A 15134-nucleotide genomic window follows, 5' to 3' on the forward strand; every position below is an offset into this window, starting at 1 on the left:
CTTATTTTTGCCTCATCGTTCAGTTTTCAAAGTTCGTCTGCCGCTCTTGGCGACTTCATTAATCTATCACGTTTCGATTGTTTTCGTCAACAACTTTTTCACAAATTGTTTTTCTGAAATAATCTTTTGCCGTGACAACGTTTATAACTATAATCTCTATTTACCACTACGAAAAAACAAAAAACAATAAAAACTAAAAAAGATTTACTTCCCATCAACATGATGAAAAGTAAACCTTCTGCTTTGTATTAATCGAGACGAACATAGCCCGTCTTCTCCACTAACGTCTGCCCATCCTCGCTTTCGAGCCATTTTAGAAATTCTTCATATTGCTTTGCTTTCTCTTCCGTAGTCACCGCATAAAATTCAGAAGTCAGTGGATACGATCCATCCTGAATCGTTTCAACGGTCGGTTCGATTCCATCTATACGAAGTAACTTGATTTCATGGTCATGCACCATTTCTGTCGCATAGTATCTAAATGAAAATCCAATCGCATTTTTATGGTTCCGATACGATGAAGTTTGTTGAATGATTCCACCCATCCCTTCAGGAACATCTTCTACTGGCGCCTCCATGAGCTTTTGTTCGCCCATCATCTTTTGTAACGCCGTTTGACTGCCACTATCCTCAGGACGTTGGAAAGCTCGAACGGCTTCCGAGGTGCCGCCGACCTCTTCCCAATTCCGAATGTCTCCTGAATAAATCCCCCGAACTTGTTCCATCGTCAAAGAATCGACCGGGTTATCTTCATGGACGAAGAACACAAATGCTTCCCTTCCAATCGCCGTCATATGTAAAGAAATGTTTTTTTGTTTCGCAACCTTCAGTTGACGGTCAGATGGACCAGCGACGAAAATCAAGTCGGTCTGATCGTTCATCAGTCGGCTGTACGCTTCCGGTGTTGTCGTCGACACGACTTTACTCGTTTGATCATTATATGGATCATACGTTTCCGAGTCCGGATAGACTGCTTCTACGAATGAAGCGTACATCGGATAGAGCGCTGTCGCTCCATCTAATCGCGGCAAACCTTCCTCAAACTTCACCGAAGCCTCGTGATCGAGTCTCGCCAATTGTTCTGAATCCGTGAACGGCTGATAATCCATCAACTCCACACCGCGTTCCTCAATCTTCAAACTATCTTGATACATATAATATCCTTTCACAGAAGCGAAGAGGACAGCACCGACTAACGCACCCCAGCCGAGAACTTTTCGAATCTTTTGTTTTAAAAAAAAAGAAAAATCATAGAGTCCCATACATATGATTAGTAGAACGGCCATATACCATATCGTCCAAATAATCGGTCGCCCAAGTGTGATGGGGTCTCCCATCGTAAAAAGGGCGACAAAGACAGAAATCACAATCGTGACAAATAAAATAAAGACGGTTCCCACGCTAAATTTCAATAGTTTCATATAACTGATTTTCTCCTCATTGTTCCTAGGAAAGGGAAGTTAAGCAATCTCATAAAGCACTGCCTCTACCCCGACCCCTTTCGTCGGTCTCGTGACCGTTCGAACATACCCTTTTTTCACTAAAAAACCAATGATGCTTCCAAGGTCGACACGGAGCTCATTCAAATTCGGATGTTCCATCAATTCTGAGAACGTCCACGCGCCGCCTTTCTCCTGCATCGTCTGAAGTAATAACAACGTCCCCGGCAACACTTTCGATTGAATCAAATGTTCCATGCCAATGACGACAAGGTGGATGCGCTGTTCAAGCGATTCTTGGCCTCCGACCAATTCATCGTGCAGCTTATAAATTTCGAGGTCAATGGCTCGTACCTGTTCCCACAATACGATTTCCGGATGAATCCCCGCCTCAAGAATCGAGAGGCGTGCCAGGTGAGTGAGCGCATGATGAATCTGAGTGAAGGCGTCTTGGAACTCCCCTTCTAAAAATAGATAACGTCCGTCTTCAAACCGACGCAACAACTTTGCGAAAGAGATCGAGAGTTGTAAACGTTGTTCCCGATTCGTTAAATTACGGTTGCGCTGTCGTAATTCTAAAATGTACCCATTTCGTTCGAACAAGACGATTCCGTCTTCAATCCAATGAATGGCTCGCCGATTTTCATTCAAGACAATCCACCGATCCATCATCGAGTCACTGACTACGTGCAGGACAATTTTTTCTTGACCGACATGATAGTGTTTCACCGTCCAAAACGGTTCTGGTTTTGCTTCAATCACAATGAGCAGGCGATCCGATTGATCCGTCAACGGATCACGTGCCCGCTTTTTCTTCACTTCAATAATCCCGAGTGTCGTTTTTAATGCAGCATATTCTGAGTAAATGGTGCGAGTCGCATATTCCATCGTCATCTGGACCCCTTCTCTCCCAATCGCAAGTTGACTATATATGACGATTGTCATTTTCGATACGAACCAATTTCGCCCTCTTTTCAAAAAACTCCTGCCGAAAAAGTGCAGGAACTTCTCACTCGTTTGAAGATGAGCTATGATAGAGACAGACTATTGGAGGGATTCACTCATGAAAAAACGGGGGAACAAAATCAACCGCGCACGTAATATAGCATTACTTCTTATCTTCGGTGGGATCGGGGTCATGTATCTCGGCCTTCTCGCCAAATCCATCACCTGGCTCATGATTATTTTCATGCTTCTCGGATTTGTCATGGTACTTGCGAGCTCTGCCCTTTACTTCATCGTCGGGATGGCCTCGACAAAAGCCATCATCGTGACTTGACCGAACTGTGAAAAAGAGACGAAGATGCTCGGACGCGTCGACTTATGTATGCATTGCGACGAACCGCTCACAATCGACCGCTCACTTGAAGGTAAAGAGTTCGATGAGAAATACAACAAACGTCAGTCACAACAAACGGACTAACACAAAAACCACATCCGACTGCTCGGATGTGGTTTTTTAATGTGTTTGCGATTGTTCAGACTGACAAGACGGGCACGTTCCGTACACTTCAAGACGGTGACGATCAACTTTGAATCCAGTCAATTGAGATGCAACCGATTCGATTTCATCTAATACAGGATAGTTAAAGTCGACGACTTTTCCACACGTATCACAGATGATGTGATAGTGCTTCGACGTCACAAAGTCAAAACGACTCGAGGCGTCCCCATAGTTCATCTCTTGAACGAGACCCACTTCTTTAAAAACGCGCAAGTTGTTATATACAGTGGCCACACTCATATTTGGAAACCGTGCGGCAAGTGCCTTATAAATGTCATCCGCTGTCGGGTGACTATGCTCCGTGACGAGGTACTCCAAAATGGCCTGGCGCTGAGGCGTCATTCTGACTCCATGTTCTCGGAGCGACTGAACAGCATGGTCAAGCATTTCGCTTCCCACGTCAATCCCTCATTTCTTCTATAAAATTCATGCGAAATAGTTTTGGACATTAACTTATTTCTTACATAGTAATCTTTATAAATAGTGTACTGATTTCTCAACTACTCGTCAAACACTGAGCTTATGCGGTTGACGGCTATGATACAATAAGTGCGAATTTGAATAAGGAGGCAATACATATGACTACTTCATCAAATCGTCAGTCATCCGATGCATTATACCAAGATGCACTCACTCACATCGTCGGAGGTGTCAACAGTCCATCCCGCTCATTTAAAGCGGTTGGTGGCGGCGCCCCCGTTTATATGGAACGCGGCGAAGGAGCCTATTTTTATGATGTAGACGGCAATCGTTACATCGATTATTTGGCGGCATATGGTCCAATCATTACCGGCCATGCCCATCCACACATTCACGAAGCGCTTATGAACGCTTCTTCAAAAGGTTTATTATACGGGACGCCACACCGTCTCGAGGTTCAATTTGCGAAGAAACTAAAACAAGCCATCCCTTCGATGGATAAGGTACGATTCACGAACTCGGGGACGGAAGCCGTCATGACGACAGTACGAGTCGCCCGTGCTTACACCGGTCGTGAACTCGTTGTGAAATTCAGCGGTTGTTATCACGGTCATTCGGATCTCATGCTGATTGCGGCAGGTAGTGGTCCAGCGACACTCGGTTCTCCGGACTCTGCAGGTGTGACAAAAGCCACTGCCAAAGAAGTCATCACCGTCCCGTTCAACGACGTCGAAGCGTATCGCGAGATGATGAAAGAATGGGGAGACCAGGTCGCATGTGTCCTCGTCGAACCGATTGTCGGGAACTTCGGAATCGTCGAACCGAAGCCAGGTTTCCTCCAAGCTGTCAATGACATCACACATGAACACGGCGCACTCGTCATCTATGACGAGGTCATCACGGCGTTCCGTTTCACTTACGGAAGTGCCCAACAAGTATATGGCATCGAACCGGATATGACGGCACTTGGTAAAATCATCGGTGGTGGTCTACCAATCGGTGCTTACGGCGGGAAGGCTGAAATCATGGAGACAGTCGCTCCACTCGGACCTGCATATCAAGCCGGCACGATGGCCGGAAACCCGGCCTCAATGGCGACAGGGATTGCTTGCCTGGAAGTGCTCGAGCAACCTGGTGTCTATGAGAAGTTAGATGCTCTCGGTGCGAAACTGGAAGCCGGCATCCGTGAGGCAGCGGAGAAGCATGACGTCACGATCACGATCAACCGCTTAAAAGGTGCCCTTACCGTTTACTTTACGGATGAAATCGTCACCGACTATGAAGGTGCGGAAAAGTCAGATGGTGAGAAGTTCGGACGCTTCTTCAAGTTGATGCTTGAGAATGGCGTGAACTTGGCTCCATCGAAATATGAGGCCTGGTTCTTGACGACAGAGCATACGGAACAAGATATCGAAGAGACAATCGAAGCGGTCCACCGCTCGTTTGCTCAATTGTAAGAGAGGGAGATGCGCGAGCATCTCTTTTTTTGTTAAAGGGGACATCTTTAAAAAAAGTGTCTCTTTTTATCATGTACTGTCCCCCATTACAGTAGAACCAAGGAGGTGCTCACCATATGAAATTTAAAGATTTTCCATTAAATGTCCGCTTGCGACTCGTTTGCGGATTTTGTATTCGAATCGTCGGATCAGCCATTTTCCCATTCATGGCACTCTATTTCTCAGAAGAGTTGGGGAAAGTCCCCGCTGGAATCATCATGACCTCATTCGTTATCGTCGGTTACTTGACCGGTCTATTCGGTGGGTACTTTTCCGATCGGTTCAATCGGAAGGTTGTCTTACAAATTGGCCAGGTGATTCAAATCATCTGTTTTCTTGGGATGACCATCGCCATTCACCCATCGAATAACTGGGCACTCGTCGTCGCCATCCTCTACTTCGGACATGCCGTTTCGAACGGATTGAACTATCCGGCACTTGAGGCAATCGTCATCGACTCCATGGAAGAATCGAATCGAAAAGCCATCTACGTGTATGACTACTGGCTCGTCAACTTGGCTATCGCCGGAGGCGTCATGCTCGGCGGTGCCTTCTATCGCGACCATCGTTTCGCCCTCTTCATTGGTATGACGGTCATTCTCACTGTGACCACCATCGTCCTTCAACGCTATTTGGTCGACACATACACCGGCAATCGTTCAACACCGTCAAACCCGATTCATGGCGTCATCGAAAACTACAAAATCGCGTTACGTGACCGCCGTTGGATCACATTCGTATTTGGAAGTATGCTCGTCTTTTCGACCGAGTTTCATATGGCGAACTATATCGGTGTCCATTTAGCAGAGTCATTCGAAAGTCGTCAAATTCTCGGAATACCTTTTGATGGGGTTCGCATGATGGCGTTTATGCAACTAGAGAACACCTTGCTCGTCGTCGCCATCACGTTTGCGGTCACCGCTTTCGTCAAACGTTTCAAAGAGAAGACCGTGTTTTTCATTGGCTTATCGTTATATATCACAGCATACGCCGCCATTACCTCGATGAACTCCTTTATCGTCCTGGCCACACTCGCAATCATCTTCACAATCGGCGAACTCCTCTACTCTCCGATTCGGCAAGTGAAACAGGTTGACCTCCTCGATCCTGAACGCCGGGCTTCCTACCTTGCGTTCGGCGGGCTCACATTCCATGGAGCCAAGTTGGTTGCTGCGGCAGGAATTGTCGTCGGCGCGTTCATCGGTCCGGTCTTGATGAGCGGTTACATGTTTGTCTTCGGTGCTCTCGGTGCTTACTTGTATTATGTATCGCTCTACAAGATGCAACCTGCTCGCCAACTCGCTGCTTGACGTTTAACATGAAGACAAAACGGTAAAACAGTACGATGAAGGAGGCGAAGTACTTGCCTGCGATTGTTTTATTTGATGGCGATTGCAACTTCTGTGATGCCAGTGTTCAGTTCATCATTCGTCATGATCGACACGCCTCGATTCACTTTGCTTCGCTCCAAAGCGAGGTCGGTCAGTCGCTCCGAGCACGACACCGGATCCCGGAATCAGTCGACAGCATCGTCTATATTGAGGAAGGGGTTCCTTACTTAAAATCAGACGCTGCGATTCGAATTGCCGAACACCTTGATGGCCGTTGGCGCCTGCTTCGACTCATTCGTTTCATACCTAGACCGATTCGTGATCATGGATATACGTTGTTCGCCAAATATCGGACACGTCTATTTGGAAAGAAGGAAGTGTGCACACTCCCTTCACCAGATGTTCGTAAACGATTTTTAGACCGCTAAAAAAGTCGAGCCCATAGGGACTCGACTTTTTTCATTATTCAACTACAGCTAAATCTTGAATCATATACAGGTCGTAATACGCCCCGCGACGACGCATCAGCTCTTCATGCGTACCCGTCTCCATGATTTGACCGTTATCCACGACGACGATTTGATCGGCGTCCGTAATGGTCGACAAACGGTGGGCAACGATTAACGTCGTCCGCCCTTTCGTCAGACGGGCCAACGAGTCTTGAATCATCGCTTCACTTTCTAAATCAAGCGCACTCGTCGCCTCGTCTAAAATCAAGATTGGTGGATTCTTCAAAAAGACACGTGCAATCGCAAGCCGTTGCTTCTGTCCACCAGACAGTTTGACACCTTTCTCCCCGACCGGTGTCGCATACCCGTCCTGTAATTTCGAGATAAACTCATGGGCGTTCGCCGCCTTGGCCGCCGCGATGACTTCTTCATCCGTCGCATCCGGTTTCCCCATCCGAATATTCATCGCGACCGATTCGCTGAAGAGGACCGAATCCTGCATGACCATTCCGATTTGATCACGAAGTGCACGTAATTTGAAATCACGCACATCGACGCCGTCGATTTTGATGCTTCCATCCGTCACGTCATAGAAACGCGGAATCAAACTGACGAGTGTCGACTTCCCTCCACCGGACATTCCGACAAACGCCACGCGTTCACCAGAGCGGATTTGAAGGTTCACATCGTTCAACGCTCGTGCCCCGTCCTGTTCATACGAAAAGCTCACATGCTCAAGGTCGATTTTACCTGCTGTCGACAACGGGACGAACCCGTTCGATTTCTCTTCGATATCATATGTTTCATCCAAAAACTCAAAGACACGGTCCATCGATGCGACCGACTGCGTGAGTGTCGTCGCCGAGTTGACGAGACGACCGAGCGGTGCATAGAGTCGGTCGATGTACGCGATGAACGCGACGAGCGTCCCGAGCGATACCGCTTCTTGAATGACGAGCCACGATGCCGTCGTGAAGATGAGGATTGGCGCGATGTCGGTGATGGTCGATACGACGACATACGTCTTGGCGTTCCAACTCGTATGTTTAAGTGCCGCGTTCAGGAAACCACCATTCTGTTGTTCAAATGCCTTATTCTCATATGGCTCTAGCGCAAAACTCCGAATGACCGCCATCCCGTTGACGCGCTCTGTCAAATGCCCTTGTAAATCAGCGAGTGCCGCCGACCGTTCACGCGTCAAACGACGCAACCGCCCATAGAAATAGCGGACTGCGATCGCATAAAACGGAAGTGGTAAAATCGCAATCAATGTGAGTTGCGGGTCAATCGTGTACATGATCCCGATGGCGATAAGGATGGTGACCATATCGAGCCAAATATTCATCAGCCCGGTGATGACGAAGTCTTTCGTCTGTTCGACGTCATTGATGATCCGTGAAATGATTTGTCCCGTCTTATTGTTTGAATAATAGCGGAGTGACAACTTTTGGACGTGGTCGAATAACCGGTTCCGCACATCGAACAAGACACGCGTTGCGGCCCACTGCGCCAAATATTGACGCAAGTATTCGATCGGTGGCTTGAGGACCAAGAAGACGAAGAAAACGATGCTGAACAACCAGACGAGCGTCGTGTAATCCTGCCTCGGCGCGTCGTCCGTCAAATAGTTATCGATGACATATTTATAAAGTAACGGTAATCCGAGCGGGATGGAAAACTTCAAAATCCCGACGAAAATGGTAAGGGCAATTTGTTTCTTATACGGACGAACAAACTGCAAATAACGTTTAATACTACCCATAATGCCTCCTGACTTAAGAAAAAAAGCGGAGATGAGGAATCATCTCCGGTAACGTGCTTCGTATTCGCGATACCATTCATCGACGAATGTTGGGTTGAACGGCCCTTTCCGTCCTCGAATCCAGTTGATCAGTTCTTGCACGTTCTGCTTCAAGATTCGATCAATCGCTTTCGGATAATTCATCTCGCGACGATGCCGCTCATATTCATCTTCATCTAAAATCGTGTACGACATATCCGGGAACACCTTGATGTCCAAATCGTAATCGATATATTTGATGGCACGTTCATCCCCATCAAATGTAGTCGGCGAACCTAGATTACAGTAGTAGTAAATCCCGTCTTCGCGAATCATACAGATGACATTGAACCAATACTCAGATGAAAAGTAGCAAATTGCCGGCTCTCGCGTTCTCCATTGCCGACCGTCTGACTCGCTGACCATGATGCGATCATTGAATCCGATCATATCCGTTTTTGACGACTGAAGGACGAGCGTTTCTTCCCAAACGCGATGCAAAGTTCCGTTGTGCTTGTAGCTCTGTATCTCGATTTTGCTACCTGCTTTGGGAAATAAGCTCATAAGCTCCTCCTTTCCGCTATGATGCTATACAATTCTCATATTTAATTATAGCGACTTTCAGAACCAATGAAAAAGGAAATCTCTTATTTTCATGAATTTAGTGTTTTTTGGAAGGCCCGCGTCCGTTCTTGGAACATCGGACGAAGCACGAAATACTCGACGAGTATGTTCGGAACATAGCTATCGAACGTTACTTCGTCGATCATGACCGCCTTACCATCACGCGACTCAACCCGATGCACGTGTGTGAACCGCTTGAACGGAAACGGTAACGTCTTTCCTTGATCGCAGAATGCTTGGTTTCCCACCACGATGATGGCACTGGTCCATGGTAGTTCCACCGGACCGACCCCAACGAACAACTTCACTTCATTCCCTTCGACCGAGGCGCCGTCCCCCTCTAAGCGTACTTTAGGAAACTTTGTCAGCTTCGTCAAAAGCGAGGCATCCTGTAACAAATCCCAAAGCACATCTACTGTCGTATCATATGTCGACTCTACATCAAATCGTCTCACGTTCGTCACCTACCAATCGTTCTAATTTTTGTTGAGCAACAGAAACCGTCTTCACCTCGCGTTCCGAAGCGTCTAGCCAGACGACGTCATCCGTCGGAAGCGTATCGACACGATATAAATCGATATACCAAACGATATGAGAGAAGACATGCTTCACTTGCCCGAGATACGTTCCGTTAAGTTGTTCCCCCGTTCCTCGATCCATAAGCGGATATTGCCACATCCCAGCGAGCAATCCTTTGTCCAGTCGTTGTTCATATGCGATTTTTCCGTCTTTCTCGATGCATAGCGCGTCATACATTTCGACACGTGCTGCTCCCTTCTTCGTTTTGACCGGTAGCTCATCTTGTACATGATGCGCATATGCATAACACGTGTCTTGCACGGGACAGAGCGAGCACATCGGATTTTTCGGTGTGCAGACCGTAGCACCCAACTCCATCACGCCCTCGTTAAAATCGGATGCGTGAGTCGGGTCCATCAATCGACGAACGACTTGTTCGAAGATTTTGCGTGTCTTCGGCAGTGCGATGTCGTCATAGATTCCGAATTGACGGGACATCACGCGCATGACGTTTCCATCCACAGCCGGCTCCGGTTGATTGTACGCAATCGATAGTACGGCTCCCGTCGTATATGGTCCAACCCCTTTCAATTTCTCGAAACGTTCCTTCTCCTCCGGGACAATCCCCTCGTAAACAGAAGCGACTTCTTTGACCGCTTCGTGTAAGTTCCGGACGCGAGAATAGTAACCGAGCCCTTCCCAATACTTTACGACCTCATCCGTGTCAGCAGCTGCGAGATCTTCGAGCGTCGGAAAGCGATCCATGAACCGGTTGTAATATGGGATGACCGTATCGACTCGTGTCTGTTGCAACATCACTTCACTTACCCACACACGGTAAGGATTTTTCGCATGACGCCAAGGTAAATCACGCTTTTCGCGATTAAACCACGTGACGAGTTCCTCGTTGAAATGGTGAATATTATAATTTGTGAACAATTTATCAAGATTAAGCATTGTGTTTCCCCTCGTTTTAAAAATATTGTATGATAAATAAGAATAGATGACGTAATTCTTTAATTATTGATGGAGGTGCTGACGCACATTGGATACTGCGACACACATTGGTATGGGACTTGGTTTAAGTGCCATCGCGACGCTCAGCCCAGAAGTGTCAGGTGATGCACAACTGTTTTTAGCGATGACAGCCACGGCTCTCGTCGGCTCGCACGCACCAGACTTCGACACCGTCTTTAAGTTAAAAGGAAATAGTACGTATTTACGCCAGCATCGTGGTCGTTCACATGGAATCACCGCGCTTCTCGCTTGGCCAATCATCGTCAGCGCTGTCATAGGGACGGTCCTCGGTGTCAATCCTGCCTCCCTATGGGTCATGGCACAAATCGCCGTGTTGCTTCATGTCACGGTCGACTTATTTAATGCCTACGGGACGCAAGCGCTACAACCTTTTTCGAAAAAATGGATCGGCTGGGGCGTAATCGGGACGTTTGATCCGTACTTGTTCTCCGCTTATTACGGTGCATATGCATTATGGATGATAACGGGTGCGACTGTCCCTATTTTTGCACTGCTCATTGCGCTTGTCATCAGTTACTATGCCATTCAGTTTAAATTACGTAACCGCGCGCTCGCTACCGTGGCGAGACACTTTGCAGGGGCACATGAATTGTTCATCTCTCCAGGAATCGGTTGGGATGACTGGCATGTCGCCGTCCGTTTCCGTGATGGTCTCGGAGCCGTAAAAGTAAAAAAAGGCAAAGTCATCGAATGTGGTCGCTTCCGCGACAAACCGATGCCAGGAGAAGAAGATCTCCATTTCGTAGAGGCTCGGAAAAATGCAGACTTACAGGCGTTCCTCGAGTTTTCTAAAATTCACACGTACACCGTGACACGTCATAACGGGATGATCGAATACCGCTTTACAAACTTGCGTTATTTCTCTAAAAACATGTATCCGTTCGTTGCGGTCGTCATCGTCGACGAGCAGACGAATGACGTGTTGTCATCCTTTACAGGTTGGGTGTTTAGCGAAGACAGTCTTCAGAAAAAATTGGTATACGAACAATAAAAAGTCGCTCACCTGAGCGACTTTTCTTATGCCTCCGATTCAGTGAATTGGAGCTCGAACTCGAATTTGACTTTCTTATCGACGAGGACACCGCCCGCCTCAAGCGCTTGGTTCCACGTTAATCCATAGTCCTCACGGTTGAGCGACCCTTCTCCGGAGAAGGCGTGTTTCGTGTTGCCCCATGGGTCTTTGGCGCTCCCTTCATACTCCACTTCGAACGTCTCTTCCCGAGTCGTTCCTCGAATCGTTAAATCCCCTGTCACTTCGAATTCTCCGCCCCCTTTTGAACGGAAAGAAGTTGAATGAAAGACGAGATGCGGATGTTCCTCGGCATTGAAGAAATCGCCTGAACGAAGGTGGTTATCCCGATCTGTGTTATTGGTGTCAATCGATGCTGCCTGAATCGTCACTTTCACACTCGCATTCGCTAGATCGCTCGGCTCACCGTTCGCCTTAATATCAAATTCTTTAAACTCGCCCTTCACCTTGGAAATCATCATGTGCTTGACCGTGAACGTGATCGAACTATGCGCCGGGTCAATTTGATATGTCTTAGCCATCGTGACTCACTCCTTATGGATAAATTAATGTGTACAGTCTAGTCATTTCCACAAATCTTGAGTTCAAAACGTTTTTACAAAAGATTGACAAATTATTGTCGAAAAATTTTGACTTTTATCACATCATACCGTTACGATGAAAAAAGGGAGTCGTTCGCTTACTGAAAAATGTAAGCGCATACATAACTCCTCTATCTCGTATGAAAAGGGAGGAACGATCATGATTTATGAAGTACCGAACTCAGCAGGAACGAAAGTACAGTTTAAAGACCGTTATGAGAACTACATTAACGGAAAGTGGACCGCACCGGCTGGTGGAGAATACTTTGAAAACACATCTCCTGTAAATGGGAAAGTATTATGTGAAGTCGCCCGCTCAACGAAAGAGGATATTGAACTTGCTTTGGATGCCGCTCATGCAGCCAAAGAGGATTGGGGCAAAACGTCTGTCACGGAACGTTCTGTCATCTTGAATAAAATTGCAGACCGCATGGAAGAGAACCTTGAAATGCTCGCCTATGCGGAAACATGGGAAAATGGGAAGGCAGTTCGGGAAACGCTCAACGCTGACCTTCCGCTCGCCATCGACCACTTCCGTTACTTCGCAGGGGTCATCCGCTCACAAGAAGGCGGCATCAGTGAACTCGACCACGATACAGTCGCTTATCATTTCCATGAGCCACTCGGCGTCGTCGCTCAAATCATTCCATGGAACTTCCCGATTTTGATGGCGGTCTGGAAACTCGCACCGGCACTCGCTGCCGGAAACTGTGTCGTCTTAAAGCCGGCAGAACAAACACCTTCTTCAATCATGGTTCTCATGGAACTCATCGAAGATTTATTACCACCTGGTGTCATCAATATCGTGAACGGTTTCGGTCTCGAAGCAGGAAAACCACTCGCATCGAGTGACCGTGTCGATAAAGTCGCCTTCACCGGTGAGACGACGACAGGTCGCCTCATTATGCAGTACGCTTCTCAAAACATCATCCCTGTCACGCTTGAGCTCGGTGGGAAGTCACCAAATATCTTCTTTGCCGACATCATGGAAGCGGATGACGATTTCTTCGACAAAGCAATCGAAGGGCTCGTCATGTTTGCCTTGAATCAAGGGGAAGTCTGTACATGCCCATCTCGCGCCTTGATTCAAGAGTCGATTTATGACAAGTTCATGGAACGCGTGCTAGAGCGCGTCAAAGCAATCAAGCTCGGTAACCCACTCGATGCCGATGTCATGATGGGTGCACAAGCGTCGAACGAACAGATGGAAAAAATCCTGTCTTATCTCCAAATCGGGAAAGAAGAGGGCGCAGAGTGTCTAATCGGTGGAGAGCGCAACATGATGGACGGAGAGCTCGCGGATGGGTATTACATTCAACCGACCATCTTCAAAGGTCATAACAAGATGCGAATCTTCCAAGAAGAGATTTTCGGACCGGTCTTATCCGTGACGACATTCAAAGATGATGCGGAAGCACTCGCCATCGCGAACGATACGCTTTATGGACTCGGGGCAGGCGTGTGGACTCGTGACATGAACCGTGCGTACCGTTTCGGTCGTGAAATTCAAGCAGGACGTGTCTGGATCAACTGTTACCACTCCTATCCGGCACATGCTGCATTCGGTGGTTACAAAATGTCCGGAATCGGTCGTGAGAACCATAAGATGATGCTCGGTCACTATCAACGTACGAAAAACATGCTCGTCAGCTACAGCGAACAAAAGCTCGGGTTCTTCTAAGATGGTGAGACGAGTCGAGGCCACCCCCGCCGCGCTCGAACTCATCGAACGTCTCAAATCAAAACACGGTCCCCTCCTCTTTCATCAGTCAGGAGGATGTTGTGACGGGAGCTCTCCCATGTGTTTCCCACGTGACGAGTTCATGGTGGGCGACCACGATGTTCTTCTCGGTGAAATCGGCGAGACGCCATTTTATATCCATGAGAAACAATATGATTATTGGAAACATACACAACTGATCATCGATGTGGTCGATGGTCGAGGTGGTATGTTTTCCCTTGAAGGTGTCGAAGGGAAACGATTTTTAGGACGTTCTCGAGTCTTTACAGAAGAAGAGCGTGAGGCGCTGAAGCATGAAACCTAAGCAAAAGGACCCATTTCGATGGGTCCTTTATGATGTAAAAAACGATTATCCTCGATTGTAAAAAATATACATATGAATCATCTCGCTTCTTGTATAGTGGATACAAAGGGAGGGATTTGATGGCTTCACTACTAACAGAATTGTTCGAAGGTATTTTCGTCACCTTGATTAGCATATTCGCACCCATTTTTCTCGTCCTCACACTTATCATCCTCTACAAGGTCAAACGTTATCAAAACAGTCAGTATTCTCAACAAACTCGACATTCTTACTTCAAAGTGGTCCAAGACACCGGTCTATTCGGAGAATACTTATGTGTGGCGGAGATTGAGTCAAAGTTCTTCCAACCGTTGATTCTGACAAATCTGTATCTCCCCCATCCTTCTAAAAAAGATCGAACCACTGAGATCGATGTCATTTTAATCAACCAATCCGGGGTACATGTCATCGAGTCTAAAAACTATAGCGGTTGGATATTCGGTCGGGCACGTGACCAATACTGGACGCAGACACTCCCCCGCCGTAAAAAACAACGCTTCTTCAATCCAATCAAGCAAAATGAATTGCATCTCAAAGCCATCGAGCAAGTGCTTGGAGTGGACCGAATCCATCTCCACTCATGGATCGTGTTCAGCAATCGTTCGACGCTCAAAAAAATTGAATCTACCGAGGTCCCTGTGCTCAATCGCCAAAAATGGATCAAAGAGCTGATCACCTATCAGGATTTTGTATTCGATCTTGATGAGCAAGTCCGACTATACGAAATCTTACGCTCCTTCACACAAGTCGACACGACTGTCGCTTTGAAACATATCGAAGACATCAAGTCGACGATCAAGCAATAAACGAACATCCCCGTACTCAGATGAGCGCGGGGA

Annotated in this window: 15 protein-coding genes and 1 pseudogene; 8 read left to right on the forward strand and 8 right to left on the reverse strand. The window is 47.3% G+C overall.

The genetic code is table 11. The annotated features are described in order from the left end of the window. Positions 1 to 248: 248 nt before the first annotated feature. A complete protein-coding gene (locus tag BBB58_RS13515; RefSeq protein WP_074037693.1) occupies positions 249 to 1421 on the reverse strand; it encodes a substrate-binding domain-containing protein in 1173 nt (390 codons plus the stop codon). Between the two features lie 39 nt (positions 1422 to 1460). Further along, the gene (locus BBB58_RS13520; RefSeq protein ID WP_074037967.1) at positions 1461 to 2333 is read right to left on the reverse strand and encodes a nucleotidyltransferase-like protein; all 873 of its coding nucleotides are present in this window, start codon (positions 2331 to 2333) and stop codon (positions 1461 to 1463) included. 169 nt (positions 2334 to 2502) lie between these two features. On the opposite strand from BBB58_RS13520, the pseudogene BBB58_RS13525 reads away from it, so the two are divergent. Further along, a pseudogene (locus BBB58_RS13525) lies at positions 2503 to 2862 on the forward strand (YgzB family protein). A 36-nt stretch (positions 2863 to 2898) separates the two neighbouring features. Here BBB58_RS13525 and perR read toward each other — a convergent pair. Beyond that, positions 2899 to 3330 carry a peroxide-responsive transcriptional repressor PerR gene (perR, locus tag BBB58_RS13530; RefSeq protein WP_031421138.1) on the reverse strand — a complete coding sequence of 144 codons (432 nt, stop codon included), beginning with the start codon at positions 3328 to 3330 and terminating at the stop codon, positions 2899 to 2901. Between the two features lie 191 nt (positions 3331 to 3521). On the opposite strand from perR, the gene BBB58_RS13535 reads away from it, so the two are divergent. The 3 genes from BBB58_RS13535 (at position 3522) to BBB58_RS13545 (ending at position 6618) form a co-directional block, all read left to right on the forward strand. Then, complete coding sequence (locus BBB58_RS13535) at positions 3522 to 4820, forward strand: glutamate-1-semialdehyde 2,1-aminomutase (RefSeq protein ID WP_074037694.1); 1299 nt, start codon at positions 3522 to 3524, stop codon at positions 4818 to 4820. A 116-nt stretch (positions 4821 to 4936) separates the two neighbouring features. Then, a complete protein-coding gene (locus tag BBB58_RS13540; protein WP_074037695.1) occupies positions 4937 to 6169 on the forward strand; it encodes an MFS transporter in 1233 nt (410 codons plus the stop codon). Positions 6170 to 6222: 53 nt separating this feature from the next. Then, positions 6223 to 6618: a thiol-disulfide oxidoreductase DCC family protein gene (locus BBB58_RS13545; RefSeq protein WP_143180258.1), complete on the forward strand. Its 396-nt coding sequence runs from the start codon at positions 6223 to 6225 to the stop codon at positions 6616 to 6618. Between the two features lie 34 nt (positions 6619 to 6652). On the opposite strand, the gene BBB58_RS13550 is transcribed toward BBB58_RS13545, so the two are convergent. The 4 genes from BBB58_RS13550 to mutY form a co-directional block, all read right to left on the reverse strand. Further along, complete coding sequence (locus tag BBB58_RS13550) at positions 6653 to 8401, reverse strand: ABC transporter ATP-binding protein (RefSeq protein ID WP_074037697.1); 1749 nt, start codon at positions 8399 to 8401, stop codon at positions 6653 to 6655. 39 nt (positions 8402 to 8440) lie between these two features. Further along, complete coding sequence (gene ntdP, locus BBB58_RS13555) at positions 8441 to 8983, reverse strand: nucleoside tri-diphosphate phosphatase (RefSeq protein WP_015880896.1); 543 nt, start codon at positions 8981 to 8983, stop codon at positions 8441 to 8443. Between the two features lie 89 nt (positions 8984 to 9072). Continuing rightward, entirely contained in the window at positions 9073 to 9498 is a 426-nt protein-coding gene (locus tag BBB58_RS13560; RefSeq protein ID WP_074037698.1) for a hypothetical protein, read from the reverse strand. Continuing rightward, the gene (mutY, locus tag BBB58_RS13565; protein ID WP_074037699.1) at positions 9485 to 10519 is read right to left on the reverse strand and encodes an A/G-specific adenine glycosylase; all 1035 of its coding nucleotides are present in this window, start codon (positions 10517 to 10519) and stop codon (positions 9485 to 9487) included. The genes BBB58_RS13560 and mutY overlap by 14 nt, the downstream gene beginning before the upstream one ends. An 88-nt stretch (positions 10520 to 10607) precedes the next feature. Between mutY and BBB58_RS13570 the strand changes: the two genes are divergently transcribed. Continuing rightward, positions 10608 to 11591 (forward strand): metal-dependent hydrolase, encoded by a 984-nt coding sequence (locus BBB58_RS13570; RefSeq protein ID WP_015880893.1) that lies wholly within the window; start codon positions 10608 to 10610, stop codon positions 11589 to 11591. A 26-nt stretch (positions 11592 to 11617) separates the two neighbouring features. Here the strand turns inward: BBB58_RS13570 and BBB58_RS13575 are convergent, their stop codons facing one another. Next, entirely contained in the window at positions 11618 to 12151 is a 534-nt protein-coding gene (locus BBB58_RS13575; RefSeq protein ID WP_074037700.1) for a YceI family protein, read from the reverse strand. Between the two features lie 220 nt (positions 12152 to 12371). Between BBB58_RS13575 and adh the strand changes: the two genes are divergently transcribed. From adh to BBB58_RS13590, 3 genes are all read left to right on the forward strand, one after another. Next, positions 12372 to 13892: an aldehyde dehydrogenase gene (adh, locus tag BBB58_RS13580; protein WP_074037701.1), complete on the forward strand. Its 1521-nt coding sequence runs from the start codon at positions 12372 to 12374 to the stop codon at positions 13890 to 13892. Position 13893: 1 nt separating this feature from the next. Continuing rightward, positions 13894 to 14256, forward strand: coding sequence for a DUF779 domain-containing protein (locus BBB58_RS13585; RefSeq protein ID WP_015880890.1), 363 nt, complete (start codon positions 13894 to 13896; stop codon positions 14254 to 14256). Positions 14257 to 14375: 119 nt separating this feature from the next. Continuing rightward, the gene (locus BBB58_RS13590; protein WP_074037702.1) at positions 14376 to 15101 is read left to right on the forward strand and encodes a nuclease-related domain-containing protein; all 726 of its coding nucleotides are present in this window, start codon (positions 14376 to 14378) and stop codon (positions 15099 to 15101) included. Positions 15102 to 15134 lie beyond the last annotated feature (33 nt).

Source organism: Exiguobacterium profundum, assembly GCF_001909285.1.
Lineage (GTDB): Bacteria > Bacillota > Bacilli > Exiguobacteriales > Exiguobacteriaceae > Exiguobacterium > Exiguobacterium profundum.

Bases quoted from the DNA above. Each gene is read 5' to 3' on its own strand.
- BBB58_RS13540 (WP_074037695.1), top strand. From the start codon at position 4,937: ATGAAATTTAAAGATTTTCCATTAAATGTCCGCTTGCGACTCGTTTGC.
- BBB58_RS13575 (WP_074037700.1), bottom strand. From the start codon at position 12,151: ATGGCTAAGACATATCAAATTGACCCGGCGCATAGTTCGATCACGTTC.
- BBB58_RS13550 (WP_074037697.1), bottom strand. From the start codon at position 8,401: ATGGGTAGTATTAAACGTTATTTGCAGTTTGTTCGTCCGTATAAGAAA.
- ntdP (WP_015880896.1), bottom strand. From the start codon at position 8,983: ATGAGCTTATTTCCCAAAGCAGGTAGCAAAATCGAGATACAGAGCTAC.
- adh (WP_074037701.1), top strand. From the start codon at position 12,372: ATGATTTATGAAGTACCGAACTCAGCAGGAACGAAAGTACAGTTTAAA.
- perR (WP_031421138.1), bottom strand. From the start codon at position 3,330: ATGCTTGACCATGCTGTTCAGTCGCTCCGAGAACATGGAGTCAGAATG.
- BBB58_RS13535 (WP_074037694.1), top strand. From the start codon at position 3,522: ATGACTACTTCATCAAATCGTCAGTCATCCGATGCATTATACCAAGAT.
- BBB58_RS13585 (WP_015880890.1), top strand. From the start codon at position 13,894: ATGGTGAGACGAGTCGAGGCCACCCCCGCCGCGCTCGAACTCATCGAA.
- BBB58_RS13590 (WP_074037702.1), top strand. From the start codon at position 14,376: ATGGCTTCACTACTAACAGAATTGTTCGAAGGTATTTTCGTCACCTTG.
- BBB58_RS13515 (WP_074037693.1), bottom strand. From the start codon at position 1,421: ATGAAACTATTGAAATTTAGCGTGGGAACCGTCTTTATTTTATTTGTC.
- mutY (WP_074037699.1), bottom strand. From the start codon at position 10,519: ATGCTTAATCTTGATAAATTGTTCACAAATTATAATATTCACCATTTC.
- BBB58_RS13520 (WP_074037967.1), bottom strand. From the start codon at position 2,333: ATGACGATGGAATATGCGACTCGCACCATTTACTCAGAATATGCTGCA.